The organism is Rhizobium sp. Leaf311, from assembly GCF_001423445.1.
Taxonomy (GTDB): Bacteria; Pseudomonadota; Alphaproteobacteria; order Rhizobiales; family Rhizobiaceae; genus Agrobacterium.
The window spans coordinates 275,686-295,086 of record NZ_LMNZ01000002.1 but is presented as its reverse complement, the minus strand read 5'-3'; the positions used below and the strand labels follow the sequence as shown (position 1 = coordinate 295,086).

General features: G+C 56.2%; 19 protein-coding genes. 4 read left to right on the top strand and 15 right to left on the bottom strand.

From position 1 onward, the window contains the following. The first annotated feature begins 13 nt into the window (after positions 1-13). On the top strand, positions 14-2,509 hold the full coding sequence (gene treY, locus ASF69_RS05490; RefSeq protein ID WP_062586141.1) for a malto-oligosyltrehalose synthase: 2,496 nt from the start codon (positions 14-16) through the stop codon (positions 2,507-2,509). Between the two features lie 117 nt (positions 2,510-2,626). Here the strand turns inward: treY and ASF69_RS05485 are convergent, their stop codons facing one another. From ASF69_RS05485 to ASF69_RS05460, 6 genes are all read right to left on the bottom strand, one after another. Continuing rightward, positions 2,627-2,944: a hypothetical protein gene (locus ASF69_RS05485; protein WP_062586139.1), complete on the bottom strand. Its 318-nt coding sequence runs from the start codon at positions 2,942-2,944 to the stop codon at positions 2,627-2,629. A gap of 131 nt (positions 2,945-3,075) precedes the next feature. Continuing rightward, positions 3,076-4,041, bottom strand: coding sequence for a magnesium/cobalt transporter CorA (gene corA, locus ASF69_RS05480; protein ID WP_062586137.1), 966 nt, complete (start codon positions 4,039-4,041; stop codon positions 3,076-3,078). 120 nt (positions 4,042-4,161) lie between these two features. Next, complete coding sequence (locus ASF69_RS05475) at positions 4,162-5,190, bottom strand: hydroxyacid dehydrogenase (RefSeq protein ID WP_062586135.1); 1,029 nt, start codon at positions 5,188-5,190, stop codon at positions 4,162-4,164. 42 nt (positions 5,191-5,232) lie between these two features. After that, positions 5,233-5,874, bottom strand: a complete 642-nt coding sequence (locus tag ASF69_RS05470) for a ThuA domain-containing protein (protein WP_062586133.1) — start codon at positions 5,872-5,874, stop codon at positions 5,233-5,235. Positions 5,875-5,891: 17 nt separating this feature from the next. Next, positions 5,892-6,992, bottom strand: a complete 1,101-nt coding sequence (locus ASF69_RS05465) for a Gfo/Idh/MocA family oxidoreductase (RefSeq protein ID WP_062586131.1) — start codon at positions 6,990-6,992, stop codon at positions 5,892-5,894. A gap of 33 nt (positions 6,993-7,025) precedes the next feature. Beyond that, a complete protein-coding gene (locus tag ASF69_RS05460; protein WP_062586130.1) occupies positions 7,026-8,231 on the bottom strand; it encodes an ROK family transcriptional regulator in 1,206 nt (401 codons plus the stop codon). A 263-nt stretch (positions 8,232-8,494) separates the two neighbouring features. Between ASF69_RS05460 and ASF69_RS05455 the strand changes: the two genes are divergently transcribed. After that, a complete protein-coding gene (locus ASF69_RS05455) occupies positions 8,495-8,836 on the top strand; it encodes a hypothetical protein (RefSeq protein WP_156461998.1) in 342 nt (113 codons plus the stop codon). Here ASF69_RS05455 and ASF69_RS05450 read toward each other — a convergent pair. The 4 genes from ASF69_RS05450 to ASF69_RS05435 all read right to left on the bottom strand — a co-directional run bounded on the left by ASF69_RS05450 (position 8,831) and on the right by ASF69_RS05435 (position 13,756). Continuing rightward, a complete protein-coding gene (locus ASF69_RS05450; RefSeq protein ID WP_062586126.1) occupies positions 8,831-9,952 on the bottom strand; it encodes an RHE_PE00001 family protein in 1,122 nt (373 codons plus the stop codon). The two genes, ASF69_RS05455 and ASF69_RS05450, sit on opposite strands and share 6 nt — an antisense overlap. Before the next feature lie 71 nt (positions 9,953-10,023). Beyond that, positions 10,024-11,352, bottom strand: coding sequence for a HAMP domain-containing sensor histidine kinase (locus ASF69_RS05445; RefSeq protein WP_062586124.1), 1,329 nt, complete (start codon positions 11,350-11,352; stop codon positions 10,024-10,026). 5 nt (positions 11,353-11,357) lie between these two features. After that, on the bottom strand, positions 11,358-12,011 hold the full coding sequence (locus tag ASF69_RS05440; protein WP_062586122.1) for a response regulator transcription factor: 654 nt from the start codon (positions 12,009-12,011) through the stop codon (positions 11,358-11,360). Between the two features lie 83 nt (positions 12,012-12,094). Beyond that, on the bottom strand, positions 12,095-13,756 hold the full coding sequence (locus ASF69_RS05435) for a phosphoethanolamine--lipid A transferase (protein ID WP_062586120.1): 1,662 nt from the start codon (positions 13,754-13,756) through the stop codon (positions 12,095-12,097). Positions 13,757-13,974: 218 nt separating this feature from the next. On the opposite strand from ASF69_RS05435, the gene ASF69_RS05430 reads away from it, so the two are divergent. Next, positions 13,975-14,679: a hypothetical protein gene (locus ASF69_RS05430; protein WP_244475403.1), complete on the top strand. Its 705-nt coding sequence runs from the start codon at positions 13,975-13,977 to the stop codon at positions 14,677-14,679. Between the two features lies 1 nt (position 14,680). Here ASF69_RS05430 and ASF69_RS05425 read toward each other — a convergent pair whose 3' ends face one another. Together ASF69_RS05425 and ASF69_RS05420 are read right to left on the bottom strand one after the other, a co-directional pair. Then, entirely contained in the window at positions 14,681-15,697 is a 1,017-nt protein-coding gene (locus ASF69_RS05425) for a DNA topoisomerase IB (RefSeq protein ID WP_062586116.1), read from the bottom strand. A gap of 107 nt (positions 15,698-15,804) precedes the next feature. Next, positions 15,805-17,034 carry a PQQ-dependent sugar dehydrogenase gene (locus ASF69_RS05420; RefSeq protein WP_062586114.1) on the bottom strand — a complete coding sequence of 410 codons (1,230 nt, stop codon included), beginning with the start codon at positions 17,032-17,034 and terminating at the stop codon, positions 15,805-15,807. 178 nt (positions 17,035-17,212) lie between these two features. Here ASF69_RS05420 and ASF69_RS05415 point away from each other — a divergent pair, with 178 nt between their 5' ends. After that, a complete protein-coding gene (locus tag ASF69_RS05415; protein ID WP_062586112.1) occupies positions 17,213-17,398 on the top strand; it encodes a hypothetical protein in 186 nt (61 codons plus the stop codon). Between the two features lie 8 nt (positions 17,399-17,406). On the opposite strand, the gene ASF69_RS05410 is transcribed toward ASF69_RS05415, so the two are convergent. Genes ASF69_RS05410 through ASF69_RS05400 form a run of 3 tightly spaced genes read right to left on the bottom strand, consistent with a single transcriptional unit; the run spans position 17,407 to position 19,341 of the window. After that, complete coding sequence (locus ASF69_RS05410; RefSeq protein WP_062586110.1) at positions 17,407-18,030, bottom strand: class I SAM-dependent methyltransferase; 624 nt, start codon at positions 18,028-18,030, stop codon at positions 17,407-17,409. 7 nt (positions 18,031-18,037) lie between these two features. Then, positions 18,038-18,706: an RluA family pseudouridine synthase gene (locus ASF69_RS05405; protein ID WP_062586108.1), complete on the bottom strand. Its 669-nt coding sequence runs from the start codon at positions 18,704-18,706 to the stop codon at positions 18,038-18,040. A gap of 44 nt (positions 18,707-18,750) precedes the next feature. Continuing rightward, positions 18,751-19,341 (bottom strand): YigZ family protein, encoded by a 591-nt coding sequence (locus ASF69_RS05400; RefSeq protein ID WP_062586105.1) that lies wholly within the window; start codon positions 19,339-19,341, stop codon positions 18,751-18,753. Between the last annotated feature and the right edge of the window lie 60 nt (positions 19,342-19,401).

The following is a 19,401-nucleotide window of genomic DNA, read 5'->3' as shown; positions in this document are numbered from 1 at the left end:
ATTGGAGCCTCCCATGACTTTTCCGACCGCAACATATCGCATTCAATTCCGCGACGGCATGACCTTCGATCGTGCCGTAGCCATCGTGCCCTATCTCAGAAAACTCGGTATAAGCCATCTCTACGCGTCACCAATATTCACCGCCACAACGGGTTCGACCCACGGTTACGACGTGACAGATGCCAACGAGATAGATCCGGCGATCGGTGGAAGGGAAGGCTTCGACAGGCTGGTCGCCGCCCTCAAGGGTGAAGGGCTCGGTCTTATCCTCGATATTGTCCCAAACCACATGGCGGCGTCTCTCGAAAACGGCTGGTGGAAGGATGTCATCGAACACGGTCCTAACAGCCGCTTTGCCCGCCATTTCGATATCGATTGGTCTCGCCGTCTCACGCTGCCCTTCTTGGGAACGGATTTTACGGAAGTCCTGGAAAAGGGTGAACTGAGAGTCGAAAGTGACCCGCAAACAGACAAGCCATCTTTCAGATACCACGACGCCTATTACCCGCTTAATCCCGCATCCTATGCCGGGCGAGAAGAGGAACTGCTCGAAACAACCGATACGAAAACGCTCAGCGCCCTCCATGATCAACAGCATTACCGTCTGATGTCCTGGCGCGATGCAAAATCAGACCTCTCATACCGACGATTTTTCGAGGTCACCGGCCTGGTGGGCGTGCGGGTTGAAGACCCGAAGATATTCGACGACACGCACCGTCTCATACTCGAACTGGTGCGGAGTGGAGCGGTGGATGGTCTTCGAATGGATCACGTCGATGGTCTCGCCGACCCAGCTGAATATCTTAAAAGATTACGAAGCGAAGTCGGCCCTGATTGCTACCTGGTCGTTGAGAAAATTCTGGGGCCTGGGGAAACATTGCCGGCCGACTGGCCGGTATCAGGCACGACCGGATATGAATTTATTGCCGCCTTGAGCAATCTCTTCGTTGACGACAGCAATCTGCCGCAACTGAAGTCCGCTTATGAAACATACGTAGGCCGACCGCTCGATATTGCGCAGGAGCTGCGGAACGCGAAACTTTTGATGGCCGATGTCAATTTTGGTGGCGAGTCGGCTCGACTGTTTGCGTTAGCCAAGACCCTGCTGAAGAACGAAACTTCTGCTACCGCTTTCAGTGATGAGGAATTGCAGGAAGCACTGCGGACACTTCTCGTTTCCTTCGCCGTTTACCGAACCTATGGTGATGAAAATGGTCTTCCCGCAGAGAGCGAAGAGGTGTTGGCAAATGTGATCAGCGAGATCCGTAAGGCCGATCGCCGTGTCAATTCCGCAGCGCTTTCGAGCCTCCAAGATTTGCTGCGCAACGGGAAAGGCAAGGATGCACTCGAATTCCGGACCCGTTTTCAGCAGCTTACCGGCCCGCTCATGGCAAAGTCTGTCGAGGACACGCATTTCTACCGGCAAAACATGGCCTTGGCGGTGAATGAAGTCGGCGCCGAACCGTTGAAGACGACTTTCTCGGTGCAGAATTTCCATGCTGAAATGGCAGTTCGGCTGGAGACACAGCCGGACGGACTGTCTGCCACATCCACCCATGATACCAAGCGGGGCGAGGACGCTCGGGCACGCCTTTATGCGATTACGCAATCACCCGAAATGTGGACGCAAGCCGTCGGAAAATGGCGGGAAATGAACGCTCAACTGCGTCAAACAGTAGAGGGTGAGCCATTCCCGGAGCCTTCGGTGGAATGGATGATCTATCAGGCGCTGCTGGGGGCTTGGCCATCCCTTGGTGCTTTGAAAGATGAGACCGAACTTGCCGATTTCCAGGAGCGGTTCGTCGCTTATCTGGAGAAAGCACTGCGTGAGGCAAAGCTGCGCACCAACTGGGGCGACAGTAATGAGGCTTACGAAAATGCGGTTGTGAACTACGTGCGAAAAATGCTCTCACCGGACAATCGTGCGTTGCTCAACGATTTTAACGACAGGATCGAGCCATTTGTCCGGGTAGGCTACTCCAACAGCCTCGCGCAGACGCTGATCAAGCTCACTGCTCCCGGCGTGCCGGATGTCTATCAGGGAAGCGAAGGTCTTGATCTCAGTCTTGTCGATCCTGACAATCGTCGGGCACCGGATTTTGATGGGCTGAATAGCACGCTGATGGGAGGAGCGTCTTCATTTCCTCAAGATGGGTTCGTGCCGAGCAAACAGAGCCTGATCGCCATCATGCTCCAGTTTCGCAAGGAGCAACCAGAGCTGTTTCGAAACGGCGCATATGTGCCCCTGGAAACCGAGGGTGGTGATAACGACAGGTTTGTTGCCTATGCGCGCAACACGTCCGCAGATGCGCTCATCGTCGTTGCATGCCTCCGGCCACTTGGAAAAGATGGTTCGCAAGAGGAGGCTTCGCTGCCGCTCCCCGAGCATCTTGCGCATCGCGCTTACATCAATCTGTTGAACGGAGAGGAGTACTCCATTTCAGACGGTATCAATATCCGGGAAGTTGTTGGTGACATTGGTGTCGCAGCTCTGCGCCGAATGAGTTGAATTTCGCTGACAACAAAGCGGGTCGGTGTAAGCCGCCCCGCCTCGAGATGAAGCACACTGCTGAACGCACAAAAAAACCGAGGCAAGAGCCTCGGTTTTTTCTTTAGACCATATAGATCACTTGGGGCAGGCAGTGCCTGTCGTAGCGGTGCCGCCAGAACCCTGGGCAGTCGACGGCGTGCCGTTTACGCAATTGGTGTTGTTGGTATCACCATTTTGCTGGCCGGAGCCCATTGAGCCGCCTGTTGTTCCGCTTGTGTTGCCGCCGGTCGAACCGGAGGAGCCAGAACCGGTGGTGGAGCCATCAGATGCGCCTGCACCGGAATTCGATCCACCGCTACCGCCGGACGCTCCGCCGCTGCTGCCGGCGCCCTGCGCAACGGCAAGTGATGTGAAGCTTAGGGCAAAAACGGTTGCGATAAGATACTTTTTCATTGTTTCCTCCGGGATGTGATTGTTCGCACTATACTAACCGGAAGCGTTCATTAGGGTTCCATTAAACATTGTGGCATTTGCTAGGCTGGACAACTATCGGGTTTGATCAGTCATGGTTCTCGCAACTGTATTTAAAGCCAGCCCGCTTTCTTGAAGCGAACGTAAAGAATTGAACAAAGCGCGGCGATGACCGCGAGAACGATGAAATAACCGTAGCGAGTTTCTAGCTCCGGCATATTCTTGAAATTCATGCCGTAAATGCCTGCAATCGCAGTCGGCACCGCTAGAATGGCGGCCCAGGCCGCCAGTTGCCGGGTTATCGCGCCTTGCCGCTGTTGTTCCAGGAGGTTGGACGCTTCGAAAACCGAGGTCATGATTTCCCGCAGGCCGCTGACCATGCTGTCCACTCTGCGGATATGATCGTGAACATCCTTGAAGAACGGCTGGACGTTCTCATCCACGCAGGGCAATTCCAGATGGCTCAATTTGCCGACGACTTCGGCCATGGGTCCAAGTATTCGCTGAAACCGTATGACCTGGCGGCGCATCCTGAAAATACGCCTGATCTGTTCCGGCTGCAGCAGTGACACCAGAACATGTTTCTCCAACTCCAGCACCTTGTCTTCCAAGACCTCGATGATGGGAAGATAGCCATCGACGACAAAGTCGATGATCCCGTGCAGGACGTAATCGGGACCTTGGCGCAAGAGCTTCGGCGAGCGCTGCAATTGTTGGCGCAATTCGCTATGGGCCCTGGCAGAGCCATGCCTGACGGAAATCAGATGGTTTGCCCCGACGAAGATGCATGTCTCGCCATAGGCAATCTTTTCCCCTTCCAGATGAGCTGTCTTCACCACTACGAAAAGCTGGTCGCCATAAATATCGACCTTGGGAACCTGTTTGCCGTTCAGCGCATCTTCAACGGCAAGCGGATGAAGGTTGAACATCGCCTTCAGATCGGCCATTTCGTCTGCCGTGGGGTCTACGAGGCCGATCCAGCTGAATTCTCCCTCTTTGTGCTCGATTGCCTGACGACCAAGGGGAACCTCCTCGGCACAGGTGCCGTCTCGGTAAAGGTAGGATGCAACAACTGTCATGGGCGCCTGTTCATGGGTGGGATGCAATGATTGCAAAACGCGCAAAGCCCGGATTCGGTCCCTGGTGAACCTCTGACTATCAAGTCGGAAAGGGGAATGCTTGGGCCTTTTCGCGCGTCTTCAGGAAACGGTGACGGGTTTTGATCGAAGACGGCTTGCCGTTGCCGGATCGGCACGTCGGCACAGCTGCGGCGGCAGGCCCTTCATGATGAGCTCGGCATCCGAGACCGCCATTGATCCCAATCTGTAAAACGCATCGCGTGTGCCACCGGTGCGATGGGCCGACAGAAGCAGGCCCGGCAAAGACCGTACCGGATCATCCGAGGCGACAGGTTCATCGGGGAAGACATCTGTTGCGGCGCGGATATGCCCTGACCGTACGGCATCCAGCATGGCAGGAAAGTCGACAACCGCTGCGCGGCTCATGAGGAGAAAGGCAGATCCCGGCTGCATGGATTGAAATTGCCGCGCGCCGATGAAACCTTCGTTTTCGCTTGTAACGCTCGCGAAAACATAGACGACCCGCGACTTTGAGAAGACCTCATCCAGCGAACTCGGAATGCAGTCGAGGCGGTGGATGATATCGTCGGGAAGCCAAGGGTCGTAGACGTGGACAGCGTTCTTGAATGGGCGCGTCAGCTCCCGCAGCTCCTTTCCAAGATCTCCGAAGCCGATGATGCCGATCGGCGCCCCTGCATAGCGAAATGTCCCTGTGTTTCCCGCCAGCCCGTATTCCTCCACGCCCTCACGGAACTGACGGTCTGCAAGCGTGATACCGCGCGCAAGATCAAGCGCCATGCCCAGCGATGCCTCCGCAACAGGTGATGAGAATGCCGAAGCGGGGGTGATCACCCATATGCCTCGCTCTACACAGGCTTGATAATCAATATTCGGGAGAAAATTCGACTCCACATTGATGATCGCCTTGAGTTTTGGCGCCCGTTCCAGCCGCTCTCTGGGCATGTCGGTCTGGCCGAATATCAGCACGGTGTCGGGAAGCAGCGCGTCCACTTGCTCGGCAGGCATCTGCCGGTCCTCTGAAATGACAAGCTCCCCAAGCTTTTCCAGACGGGAGCGAACATCGGCCTCCATGATCAGGTCAAGCGTCCGCGGCAGCGGATCGACCAGCACGATGTTGCGTCCCGTCATGTTTCCTCCTTGCGAAGCAGCTTATGCCGCCTTCCCTAGATGTCAGCGTGCCGCCCAGTTGGCGCCGCGCCTGAAGATTTCCCGCATCTGCGGGACTTCGAATTCGTTGGCCTGATGGCCGAGTGACGAGTAAAAGACGCGGCCCTTGCCATAGTTCCGCTTCCAGACCACAGGCATCACAACACCATCGATCCATGACGCGTGTTCGCCGGTAAACGTCGTTGTTGCCAGCACCTCGTTCGATGGATCAACATGCATATAGTATTGTTCCGACGTATAGGGGAAGTCGGTGATGCCTGCCATGAGAGGATCATCCGGGCGGGTTATGTTGACTGTGTAGTCAATTATGTTTCCAGGATGGGCCACCCATTGGCCACCGATCATGAACTGATACTCCACGCACTCACGGAAACTGTCACCTGCGCCACCGTGATAGCCTGCGATGCCGACACCGTTTTCGACGGCGGCGGCGAGGTTCTTGATCTCTTCCTTCTCGATCTTCGACATGGTGACGATGGGAACGACGAGGCTGAGATCGTGAACCGAGGGGTCCGCAAACGCCTCCGTGCTTTGCTCGACATAGACCTTGAAACCGTCGGCTTCCAGTAGATCCTTGATGATGACAGAGCATTCCTGCGGTTCGTGTCCGCTCCATCCACCCCAGACAATAAGTGCTTCACGCATGTTCTTCCTCCTCAGGATTACTTGGATAGCTGACCGTCGACCAACGATTCCGCCAGAGGCGCAGGGCGATCAACGGGTGTGGTAATGGCGATTGTCGTTCCGGTATCGGACGCGCCCTGGAAGGCTTCCATGACTTCGAGCACATGAAGGGCCAGGTCGCCATTGGCGCGATGGGGTCTGTTCGAGCGGATGGCGTGCGCCATGTCCGCGACCCCGATCGATCGATAATTGCCGTCAGAATAGGGCGACGTCAGGTCTTGATGCTCAAACTCCCCGCCTTTCTTCAAAAGCTCGACATCTCCACCGAAATAATTCGGATCGGGAACGATCAGCGTCCCTTCCGTCCCATAGAGTTCCAGCGGCACGTGTCTGTGCCCGGCGACGTCAAAGCTCATGCCGATCTGGACAATCGCTCCGTTCTCGAATGCCATCGCGCCTGTAACGTGAGTGGCGATCTCGACCGGAATAATCTCTCCGTTGCGAGGTTCGCTGGTGATGATCCGCTCTTTGCGTGGTGAGAATGCAAATCCGGCCACCTTTGCGACAGGGCCGAACAGGTTGACGAGATCCGTGATGTAGTAGGGGCCCATGTCCAGCATCGGGCCACCGCCGGTCTCGTAGTAGAAAGCAGGGTTGGGGTGCCAGCGTTCGTGGCCGGGGCACATGAAGGTTGCGGTTCCCCCAACGGGTTTCCCCAGAACGCCTTGGTCTATCAAGGTCCGGGCTGTCTGGTGACTGCCACCGAGAAAGGTGTCGGGAGCAGCGCCTATGCGCAGATTTTTGACTTTCGCTGCGTCCGCAAGCCGCTTTCCTTCTGCGAAGGTAACGCCGAGCGGCTTTTCGGAATAGGTGTGCTTGCCAGCGTCCAGTGATCGGAGTGCGACCTCGACATGGGCTTTCGGAACCGTCAGGTTGACGATAATCTCGATTTCCGGATCGCCGAGCAAATCCTCGACGCTGCGGGCGCGCAGATTAAATTCTTCGGCTCTAGACCTGGCCATGTCGGCGTTCATATCCGCGACGCCGCGTATATCAAGGATCGGGAAGGAGGCCATCGCCTTCAGATACGCACCCGAAATATTACCGCATCCGATGATGCCTATGCCAACTTTGTTCATGCTCTCTCTCCCGTCGCAAAGTTCCAGCCTGCCTCACTTGAAAGGGGCAGGGCCTGAGGTGTTCCATGGTGACTCGTAAAGCGCGTTCAGGGCCACGGCTGCTGCCCCCTGGGCCCAAAGCTCGTCGCTGGATTTCTCAAAGACCAGCTCTGCAACGCCCTGAAGAGAAGCGGGCACCGCCTGCGCAAAGGTGTCGCGGATGCTCTGGATGAAAGGCTCTCCCAGTTCCAGGCTCGATCCCACAACGATGACGCGCGGCGGCGCAAACAGAGTGACGATATTTGCGAGCGTCAAGCCCACCGCTGTTCCGGCCCGCTTCGCCGCCTGCGTCAATTCCGGCTGCTGTGTCAGCATCAACTTGCCCGCGTGGCGCATTCCCTGGCCAAGCCGAATTGCCTCCGCAAAGCGTCCATCAATGTGGCACTCTTCCAGAATTGCCGTTTCTCCAGCATGGCTGGCGAGCCGCAGAACGCCCTGATCATTGGTGACCAGAGCGAGGTCGCCGAGGTTGTGACTAAGGCCACCCGCCCCGCGAAACAGCGAGTTTCCGGACAAAACGCCAAGCCCGATGGTCTGTTCGAGCGAGACAAGCACCATGTCGTCGATATCACGCGCGCGGCCAAACCAGTGGTGACCAAGGGTTACGGCATGGGCGTCGCTCTCGACCATTGTCGGCGTCCCCAAACGGGTCGAGATGGCGCAGGCAAGATCGACATTCAGCTCAATTAAAACCGGGCTGGAGCGAATATGGCCACTGCGGTGTTCGATGACGCCGGGTAGACCCAGGCAGACCATGTCGATGTCTTCGAGCGAAAGCCCGGCATCGACAACGCAACGACGAATGCCATCCTCGATAAGGTCGATCACGACACTGGTTGATTGACGGTCCAGCCTGATTGGAAGCGTTAAAGCGGAAAGAACTCTTCCGCAGAAATCCGTCACCACCAGAACCGTGCGGCTGGCAGCAACCTTTGCGCCAACAACCCGAGCCGCAGCGGCGTTTAGCTCCAGCATGACCCGGGGACGCCCACGCGCGGTCTCATTCCTGATGTCGCCGACGTGACGTGTTAGGATGAGCCCGTCATCCAGGAGTGATGCTGTTATTGCCGAGACCGTGGTTGTCGAAAGCTGTGTTTTATGGCTGAGTTCAACCCGTGAAATCGGGCCGTCGCGCCTGATGGTGTCGAGAATGCTCCGGCGATTGATTGCTCGCATCAGTTCCGGATCTGCTGTCTTCATGATCTGACGGCCAAATATCGAGCTGTGTTATTTAAAACGGATCGCGGATTAAATAGAAGCCATACGCACACCCAAGTCAATCAAAATCGCGGACTTTCAACTTTTGGCGAGGGCGGCGCTCGGTATTTTTCCGCTTTCGGGAAAAATTCTGAACAGCGTCGGAGCGCAAATTATCTGTCTTTGCTTAGCCGTCATGAAAGAGATTGCGCCGCGAAAACGCTGCGATATGGATAGTCTGAACAGACTTGCAAGGGATCCTATTCATGTTGGTTCGAATTTGGAAAACGCAATTTGACGCCGCGCAAAAACAAAAACTGCTCGACTATGCCCACCACGTTTCGCTTCCTGTTCTCTCGACCAGAGAGGGCGCCCGGGGGGTGATGTTTTTTTCCAGTGGCAACCAGTGGACCACCATGACCCTCTGGGATGACCAGGCCTCGATAGACAAGCTCGACGGCGACGCCGAGTACCAGCAGATCGTTGCGGGCATAGAGGCGCTCGGAGTTCTCGGCGACGAGCACTCGGTCGATGTTTTCGACTATGATGGCGGTAGTCTGCCGATGTTTGTTGCTGGTGCAATGAATAGGGCGGGCACTGGCCTATAAAACGCCCCACGCGCGGAAACGACCGCGCCCGGTCATTTCTCGCAGCTCCAGATCGTTGGCGAGGCCAACTGCTCCTTGCGGTGTGGTGCCCAAGGCTTTGACGATCATCGCGGTGGACACGACAGGGCGAGCGAGAACGAGAGCGATCAGTTCCGGCAGGCGAGAACTGGATCTGCGTCCCAGAAGTCTGCGCTCCATGCGATGCTTGGCATTCAGCAAACGGTCGTGTTCCTTCAGGCCAAGCATAGCGGCCTCCCGAATGCCGTCCAGGAGGGCGATGAGACGTTGGTGGCGGCTTCCGGCCCTCCTTCGTTCCCAGGGAATGGCACGCAGGCCGGTATTGAGTGCTGGCAGAAATGCAGGTGTCAGGCCGTCGCTCCGGATGAGGGCGGACGCGAGTTGTCTGCCCAGCCAGGGGCTGCTCTGCAGCACATCCAGTTTTTGCCAGGCATCGATGGCAATTGCGGCTCGCAGCGTGGCCGGAAATCCGTCAGTCGATCTCAGGGCCACATTCCATTCCTCCAGCCGCTCATCCTCGTTCCAGTCGGGATCTCGCAACAGGTTCTGAAACGATGAGGGGGGCACTGACCTTTCGTCTTTCTTGATCGCATCCAGCGTTGCGGTGCTTCTGGCAATCAGCCGGTCGATCTCTGATAGTTCGTCGCTGAGCGTGGAATCGGCATCGACGTCGTCCTCCGCCTCTTCGCTCGTCGCAACGGTCTCGACTCCTTGGCTCACTGCTTCGTCTTGTCGCCGCTCCGCCTCCCTTGGCTCATCACCACGCAGCCGCGCCAGCCCCGCTGGGCTGAGTGCCCATTCGGCCTTGTTGGCGACGATTTGTCGTCGTGTTCTCAATATCCTGCTTGCAATGCCCATTTCGGACGTGGGTGGCCTTATGTCCATATGCGCATCGTGGAGGACGAGATCTTCGATGTGAACCAGTTCGCCGTCTACCCACAGCGAGGAGGCGGCCTCAGCGAAATCCTGTCTTTCGAGAAAGCCCTGCCCGAAGGACGAGCGCGAGATTCTCTCATCCAGACGCGCCAATGCTTCCGTTGCCGCAACACAGGGCAACATCAGCGACTCGAGCCGTAGTTGGTGGACGTCATAAAGCATTTAACGCTGATAGAATGCGCCCTTTATGAAAGCAATTTGGGAATTGGCTTTCATATGTGTTTTGCCCGCCTTTATCTTTCGGGCAAAGCGATTCTTGCTTCAAACCCATCTTCCCGGCCACTCGCCGGCGAGAAAAGGGCAAGCGAGCCGCCCATCTGTTCGACCAGATTGTGAACGATTGCCAATCCCAGGCCGGAGCCCGTTGCCTCAGTTGCACCGCGGGTAAAGCGTGTCGTCAGTTTGGGTAGAAGCGCCTTTTCGACAATTGCGCCAGCGTTGACGACCCGTAACCCATTGTCCTCATCGATGTACACATCGACAAGGCTGCCTTTCGGGCTGTGGACGAGCGCGTTTTCGAGGAGGTTGCGAACCACGATGCCATAGGCATCCGGGTTGACCCTGCCGTGCAGACTTCCCTCAGGCGAGAGATGAAACTGGATTCGTTTTTCCCCGATATCTGAGCGGCCAATGTCTTCCACCACGAGTTCCACGACGGGCAAAAGGTCGACATCCGTCTCCGATGCACCGATCCCGGCTTCTGCACGAGACATCTGGAGAAGCTTTTCGGCAAGTTGAGCGAGATGAGAAAGCGATCGCTCGATCTGGCCCACCCTTGGAGCGAATTCAGCCGGAATATCGGCCTGCAAACGCTGTGCCTGTGCGAGGGCACCGGCAATGGGTGTTCTCAACTCATGGGCACTATTGGAGGCAAAGGCTCGCTCGGATTCAAGGGCTGCTCGCAGTCGTTCAAGAAGCAGATTGACGGATCGGGCAATCGGGTGCAGCTCGGCTGGTAGGTGCGTGTCATCCACCGGAACCATGTTTCCGCTGTCCTTGGTGCCGATTTCATCGCGCAGCGACTGAACCGGGGCGAGGGTGCGTCTGACAACCAGAATGACGGCGATCATGCTTGCCGGTATGAGCAGCAACAGCGGCAAGATCAATGCTGTCCCCGCTTCAACAATGGCCTCGCGGCGATTGGCAAAGGCGTCTGCCATTTGCAGGTAGAGATTACCATCTGCGGTAACGACGGTGTAGATCCTTTGAGTATCGGTATCGGCAAAGCCCGGCGCCAGCGGGACGTCGAATGGTTCGGCATCGCTGTCGTGGGATCGAAGGACGACCTCGCCTTCGCGGTCTCGCAGTTGATAGGTAAGATACTCCGTACCGCTCGCTGGCTGGACCAGATGACGTTCCGCTTCAGGGCTGCGTTCCTTCAAATCGTCCGCAATCAGCGGCAGCAGCCGGTCGGCCGTTTCCTGAACGCCACTGTCGAAAATCTCGGCGAACTCGTCCTGCATGACCATGATGCCAAGCGATGATGCGATAAGCCATGACAGCGCGACAACGCTTGTCAGAGCGATCACCATGCGGCGTGTCATGCTTTCACTTCGCTTCATCTGCCTTACCTGATGGTGTAGCCGAGGCCCCGGACGGTCTCGACCCGGTCCGCACCGATTTTCTTGCGCAACCGACTGACATAGACTTCCACCGTGTTGCTTTCTATTTCCGCGCCGAACTCGTAGAGCGTTTCGTGCAGCTGTGCCTTGGATACGACCGCGCCCGGGCGTTCCACGAGCTTTTCCAGAACAGCCCACTCTCTGGCGCTAAGCGTCAGGGCTGTGCCGTTGACAGTGATGTTGCGTGCCACCTGGTTAATTTCTATTCCCGGCAATTTGACCACGGGTGCAGAGCGGCCCTCATAGCGGCGTGAAACCGCCAGCATGCGGGCCGTCAGCTCTCCCAGATTGAAGGGCTTGACTAGATAGTCATCCGCGCCCGCATTCAGGCCTTCGATACGGTCCGAAACCTGATCATGCGCGGTCAGAATGATAACCGGCGTAGGATCGTTGCGTTTCCGCAAGCCGCGCAGCAGCGTGAGACCTTCTCCATCCGGCAGCCTTAGGTCCAGCAGTATAAGGCCGTAATCGACGGTCTGCGTCGCAGCGATGGAGTCCGATACCGTCTTGAACCAGTCCACAGCATGTCCTGCCGCTGCCACATGGTCGCGAAGAGCTTCGCCCAAAACCCCATCATCTTCGACAAGCAGAACCCGCAAGCATACCTCGCTTCCAGCCCGGACTGAGACGGGCATGGTTAGTGCGTATGCTGTGCCTCTCGTCCCGTCAAGCGGTCCGCCTTTCACGCCGTCGGACGGTGGGTGCATGCGCTGAAGACATCGAGTGACGGTTTATAGACCGAAGTCGAAATATTCATCATGCCCAGAATGCTGTGAAAGAAATTGTCATGAGATTTTCCGCCAGCCTGTGCTTCCTTGGAAAGGCAACTGGTGTCCAGCCCCATGGACTTTGCAAAGTCATCATCGACCCACACGATGAAGGGGACATGTGTCTGTTCCGGTGGCGCTAGAATATAGGGCGCTCCATGCAGGTAAAGCCCGTTTTCACCCAGCGATTCACCGTGGTCGGATGCGTAGATCAAGCCGGTGGCAAGCCGGTTGGAGCGGGCTTTCAGCTTGTCGATGACGCTTGAAAGAAAGTGGTCCGTGTAGAGCAGGGTGTTGTCGTAGGCATTGACGATCTCACCGTCCTTGCAATCGGGAAGCTCTGCCGTCTGGCAATCGGGCTTGAACTGGCGGAACTCGTCGGTATAGCGCAGATGATAGGTCGGCCCGTGGCTTCCCATCTGATGCAGAACGATGACGCTGTCCTTGGTCACATTATCGAGCCAGCTGTCGAGCCGATCCAGAAATATGTCGTCGCGGCATTCGCCGGTCGGGCAGAACTTTGGATCAAGCGCAGCGGTCAGGTCGAAATAAGGAATACGGTCGGCGACGTTCTTGCTGCCTGTGTTGTTGTCCCACCAGCGTGCGTCTACGCCAGCATGAACGAGAACATCGAGGACATTTTCGTTCGAAAGCGCCTTGCTATGGCTGTACTCCGAGCGCGGAAAACGGGAAAACATGCAGGGTATGGAAATTGCGGTCGCGGTGCCACAGCTGACCGTGTTCGGAAAATAAGTGACATTCCGTTTCTTGAGCTCGGGATTTGTCTCGCGCCCATACCCATTCAGCGAGAAGTTAGCTGCCCGAGCTGTTTCCCCTGCGACGATGATGGTGATGCGTGGCTTGGTGACGCCGCCCAGCGCAGGCACTACTTTGGCATCCTGCCCGGTGGGTGAAACCGTGAGTTTCGCTTCCTTGTCTGCCTGGGAGAAATAATGAATCGTCGACGAAATCGGCGTCAGCGGATTGAGGGTTTTGACGATATCCTTGTGCTGGCGCACAGCGGTTGTGAATGTCTTGGAATTTGCCGCGGCCACCGCTGCGACCACGGAAAGACATGCCAGAATGGCCAGCGTATTCCACAAAACTTTGCCAAGGATGGGCCGGTGATCGATGCGCACGAATGCGAGCAGGGCAATCGGTATTCCAGCAAACAATACCAGATGGAGGGCAAAGCCTGCTGTCATCAGATTACCTGCTTCGGCGTTCGTTGTCTCAAAGGCATTGCGAACCATGTCGCTGTCGATGATTGCGCCAAAACGATCCATGAACCAGGACGAAACGGCGGCGATGATGATCAGAACCGAAAACACGGGTTTCGTTATGTATTTTGCGGAAAAGAAGATGAAAACAGCAGCAAAGGCTGCGCTCATGGCGATATAGAGCCCGTAAATCGCGACGGGATATGCGGACAGATAGGTGTGAACCTTTGTCCAGAACGTGTGGTTGGTGAAAAACAGCAAATAGAGAGCGGTGACAATACTGAGCGGCACGCTGCCAATTGTCGGTCTTCTAATGTCGCTATGCCCACCTCTGATTGTCTGAATTTGTAGTGCCATTGTCTTCTTTCCGCCATGCAAGCTCACGGAGGCGCGGCTTTCAGAAAGCTGCGCGTCGATAACATCTCGATGCGGGGATGTGTCATCTAGCTGACATGAAACTGAACGCTCGGCCACATGTCTGGCGATGCCGAATAAATGTGCACAGGGATGGCTGTTAAAATCCACCCTTCAGAACGCGTGGTTTTTCTTAGGGCCTATATCTGGTTAGTTCACACATGCGTGAAGAGAAAAATGCGCGGCAGAGTCGCTCCGATTTTTCCTTCGCCGGGTCGCATATCCATGACCTGCCTCGTGTTCGATGGATGGGAAATCCGATGGCCCCTTTGTCTCGTGTTCTGGCGCTTTTGCTTTCAGTCCTGATCTTTCCTTGCGGGGCTGCATCCGCCTTCGATGAGTTGCCAAGGCGTGATCAGATCGCCCTTATGGCGCAAGCGAAACATCGGGGTACGACAGGCATCGCCAGAAAAACCCGGGAGGTTGATGCTCGTCCTGCTTCTCCAGGCGAGATCGTTATCACCTTCATAAAGGGGCAGGGCGTAGAAACCCGATCCAAGCCCGCTGAAATTGGCGACTGGGTTGTCAGAAATCGCTGCGAAGAAACGGGTAATGAGGAAAGCCTAGTAAAAGCTCGCGTTTTTCGGGATCGCTATGGTGAACCGCTCACCGCTCAGGACGCAGCCGGTTACAGGGCGTTCAAACCTGACGGCCCTGAGATGACCTATTTCATCGTCACTGAGGCGGCAGGGCCCTTCAATTTCAAGGCTCCCTCGGGAGACACTGCAGTGGCGCTGCCAGGGGATGCGATCGTCCAATTGCAAACGGATGAAGGCGAGACGTTTGGTGTGGCCCAAGCCACCTTTGCCTGTACCTATGAAATTGTTGAGCCCGCGAGAACGATCATCGACGCTGCGATGAGGTAACTCAGGACAGGAATTCAAGCAATCTGCGCTCGTCCATGCGTAGACCCGCTATGCTTTTCTGTTCCGCCGCCATTATTTTTTGCAGCCTGCGCACGGCCTTTTCGTCGCCGGCCAGATCAAGAACGCTTGGGTGCACATAGCTTTTCCTGCAAATCGCGGGGGTGTTGGACAGTTCTTCGGCAGCCGCCACACACATTCCCTTCATCGTAGGCTTCTCATCCGCCGCAAGCGCGCGGCTTGCGTTGCCGAACGCTGCCAGCGTGCCGCCCCATGTCCTGAAGGTCTTGGCTGAAACGCCTTCGCCTGCGACCTCTGAAATATAGGCGTTGAGTGCACTGGAATCGATCGGATGAACAAGTCCCTTTTCATCCTGCCAGACAAAGAGCTGCTTTCCCGGAAGATCTGCGATGTTTTCCAGAATGCGTTGGAGGCGTGGATGTCTCAGTTTCCGCTTTACCCGCTGGCCGCCCTTCGCCGCAAATCTCAGCTCTATCGTTTCGCCGAAGGAGATGTGTTTCTTCAGCAACGTCGTTGCTCCGTAAGTGCCGTTCGTTTCGAGATAGGTCTTGTTGCCAACTCTCAAATAGGCTGCATCAAGCAGGAGAACGAGCGCCGCAAGCGTGACCTTCTCACCATGGACCTGCTTTGCAATATCATTTGCAGCCCGGCGTCTTATTGCAGGCAGCGCCTCGCCAAAGGTCTTCAGTTGGTAAAACTTGGTCTCACCTCTGAGCGTGTGCCAATCAGGATGATAGCGATACTGCTTGCGTCCACGTGCATCGTAGCCGGTTGCCTGAAGGTGGCCATTTGGGTCTATGCAGATCCAGACTTTCTCATAGGCTGGGGGTACGCCTAGGGATTTCAGGCGGGTAATTTCCACCTTGTCCGAAAGCAGCGCGCCATCGGGTAGCCGGTACGAAAAGCCTTTTCCGCGCCGCTCACGCGATATGCCTGGCTCCTGATCGCTGACATAGGTCAACCCGATTTTCTTCAAGAGACGAATTGGAAGCTGGTTCATGCTTTTGGATGCTCCTCACGCTGTGAGGAATAATGCGCCCGCCCTATGTCAGTTCCCATTATGCGCTGAAGGATGCGGCATGGTAGCCGCATCCTTTAAAAGCGGAATTATGCTTCGGGGCTTAGCTTCAATATCTGTGATTTTCCGCCGCCTCGTTCTTCGGTCACGGCGTATACGGAACCATCCTTGTCGATCTTGACATCGCGGATTCGAGCTTCAAGCGGAAGACGCCCTTCTGACACCACCTTGTCATTTTCCAGCTTCAGTACGACAAGACCCTGCGTAACAAGGCCGCCGATGATGAGGGACCCTTTCCACTCGGGAATAGCGTCAGAACTGTAATAGGCCATGCCGGATGGTCCAATCACCGGGTCCCAGTAGTAGACGGGTTGTTCCATTCCCTCTTTGGCAGTCAAGCCTTCGCCCACCGTTCCCCCACTGTATTCAATGCCGTAGGTGATAATCGGCCAGCCGTAATTGAGGCCAGCCTTGGGAAGGTTCAACTCGTCACCGCCCTTTGGTCCGTGTTCAACGGTCCACAGTCTTCCATCGCCATCGATCGTCGCGGACTGGATGTTGCGATGGCCATAGCTCCAGATTTCTGGGAGCGCGTTGTCCTTGCCGACGAAGGGGTTTCCTTCGAAGGGCTTGCCGGAAGTGTCGATGCGGAAGACCTTGCCCAGCCCGCTCGCCGTGTCCTGCGACTGCCCACGCATCTCGGCGTCGGATCTCTCGCCAACGGTCACGAAAAGCTCGCCCGCGGGTCCGAATGCCAAGCGCGATCCAAAGTGCTTGTCGCCGTCATAGGTCGGCATTTGCCGGAAGATTACGCGTGTATCTTCCAGAACTGCCGTATCGCCGTTTTGCACAAGCTTCGCTGAGGCGACCGATGTGCCGTTGCCGCCATCGCGAGGCTCAGAGAATGAAAAGTAGATGTTACCTGACGATTCGAAGTCTGGCGCAAGGGCGATGTCGAGCAAGCCGCCTTGTCCGTCGGATGAAACTTCCGGGACGCCTTCCAGCGCAGGACCTGCTTTTCCATCTGCGATAATGTGCATTGCCCCTTCTTTAGCAGCCACGAGAAGGCGACCATCGGGCAGAATTTCCATCGACCAGAGATGGGGCAGATCATCAGCGACGACAGTCTTTTGCAAGGATGGCATCTTTTCCGGCTGAGCGGCTCGTGTCTGCTCCTTGAATGCCGGTTTCTGATCGGGCGCGTTCGGTTGTTTCGTCTCTGCCGTATTCGCCCACTGGGCATTGGCCAGAGATGCGAGCGGGACGAAAAGGCACATCGCAAAGGCAGTGGTCGTCAACAGGCGCTGTGGTCTAGGCATTGGTCTCCCTTCCATGGATTGATTGCCAACCGAAAACACATGCTGGAAAAATTCGTTTCGACACGGCGGTATCAATAAAACTTGAAGAGTGCGGGGCGAAAACATGTGACCCAGAATTCACAAGGAACCTTTCCTCGTCATGTGAGTTTTGCAGTGTCGCAAATCGCAGGAGGGTGCCATGCAAATCATAGACAACAAAGAAATAGAAGCGACGGAGATCAAGCCTATCCTGAGCGTTGTGGAATTTTGTCAGCGTTATCGTCTGGACAAGGTCGAGGAAAGCCGCTTGAAAGCGCTGTTTGGCGACTTTGCTTCCCGCCATGAGTTGCTCATGAATGCTCAGCGCAAGGCAACATTCCGGTAAATGGTGCGTCAGGGATTTGCGGTGGCAATGACCATGAAGACGTCGAACCGGGTGCTCTTACCCAGGATTTGATGAGAAGGTTTGCGTATGCCGGGCATTGGCTCGGCTCGCAAGGGCCACTTGAGAACAACGCGTTTCTTCGCATTTGCAAGGGCAATTTCCATAAGTTCAGCCTGGTCGGAATCCGCGCCGACCAGCTCCCTCAGAACCCGCATCTCTTTCTTCACCAATGCGGTGTTCTGCCTTGGCGGGTGCATGGGATCGATCAGAATGACCTCGGGCGAAAGTGTCGGGATAAGCTCTCGAGAATCACCGTGAAGCAGTGTCATTCGCGAAACTATCTCCTCATAGACTCCATTTTCCTGTGAAGCGCGCGTGAGCGCATCGGACAACATGTCGTACATCGGCTTTGATCGTTCGATGAGCGTGACGTTGCAGCCGAGCGACGCGAGCAGAAATGAATCGCGTCCCAATCCCGCCGTGGCGTCGACAATGTCAGGGGTTTTGCCAGCCTTCAGCCCTGCCGCCTTCGCAAGCGCCTGACCGCGTCCTTCACCGGAGCGTAGCCTGTGGCCGACGGCGCCGCCCACGAAATCTATTCTGAAACCTGCGTCTTGATCTTCTGTCTTCATCGTCGTCTCAAAAAGGGCAGGGGCTGCTAAAGCTGATATCTTGTCCGTCCGGGTGGCGAAACCCAAGTTTTTCCGCGTGCAACAGCAAACGCGGGGCAGCGGCCAGCGCATCGCCCTCGGAATAAAACTCGTCTCCGAGAATGGGATGCCCAAGCGCTTTCATATGCACACGCAGTTGATGGGTTCTGCCGGTTAGGGGGTGGAGCCTCAGCCGCGTGGCCGGAAGTGAAAGACGCTCCAGCACCTGCCAATCCGTCTGGGCGTTCTTTCCGTTTGTGAAGTCCACACGGTGCCTTGGCTTGTTGTCGGGGTCGATCGCAAGTGGCATATCGATGTGGCCACTTTCGTCAGCCACTGTGCCCCAAACCACCGCGACATATGATTTCTCGGTCGTGCGCTCCTCGAACTGCCGCGCGATTGCCGCATGGGCCCTTCTGTTCAAAGACATCAGGACGATGCCGGACGTGTCCTTATCCAGCCGATTGATCATCAAAGCGTTGCGGAATGTCTTCTGAACTCTTGTCGCCAAACTGTCCGACAAAGCAGGATCCCGGCCAGGCACGGACAGCAGTCCGCTCGGCTTGTCGAGAACAAGAAAATCCTCGTCCTGATAGATGATCGAGACGTAAGGCTCCATGGGAGGATTATAGACAGGATTGGCAAGCTCTGTTGTCATGCTGCCTCATATCACGAATTTCTGCGAAGGCGAGGTCTGCATTGTCACTGGTTTGGCAGGGGAAGGGTGACGCGACCGCTTGTCAGATCCATGACCATTTTCGCCGTATCGGCAGCTGTTGCCAAGGGAACAGCGAGATGCAGCGTAGCGCCATCGGCGGTAAAGGTCTCGGCGGTGATGGAAAGATTTGGCACAGCCTGCAATCTGGATTTCACCAAGGCGAGGTCGGAAAATCCACATTCCATCTGCGCTGCAGTCACCGGTATGATCTCGGTCTTCTCACCATTTCTCAGGCAGGTTGCTGCCGTCCCGCCATAGGCCCGCATCAGCCCGCCACTTCCAAGCAATATGCCGCCAAACCAGCGGATGACGACGACCGCCACCATGTCGAGCGACTGACCGTCCAGAGCTTGGAGGATAGGCTTGCCTGCGGTGCCGGAAGGTTCTCCGTCATCGCTGAAGCGATAGACCTGGCCGGTGCGCCACGCCCAGCAATTATGCGTCGCGGTGGGGTCAGAATGTTCCTCGATGAAGCGCTTTGCCGCATCTTCATCTGCAATGGGACTGGCCAGCGCGATGAACCGGCTTTTCTTGATGTCCTGAGCAAAGGTTTCGAGGCGGGCGAGTGTGAACATGTCCTGTCATTAGCGCATGTACCGCAACACGCAAATCGTTATAAGGCATAGAAAAGAAAC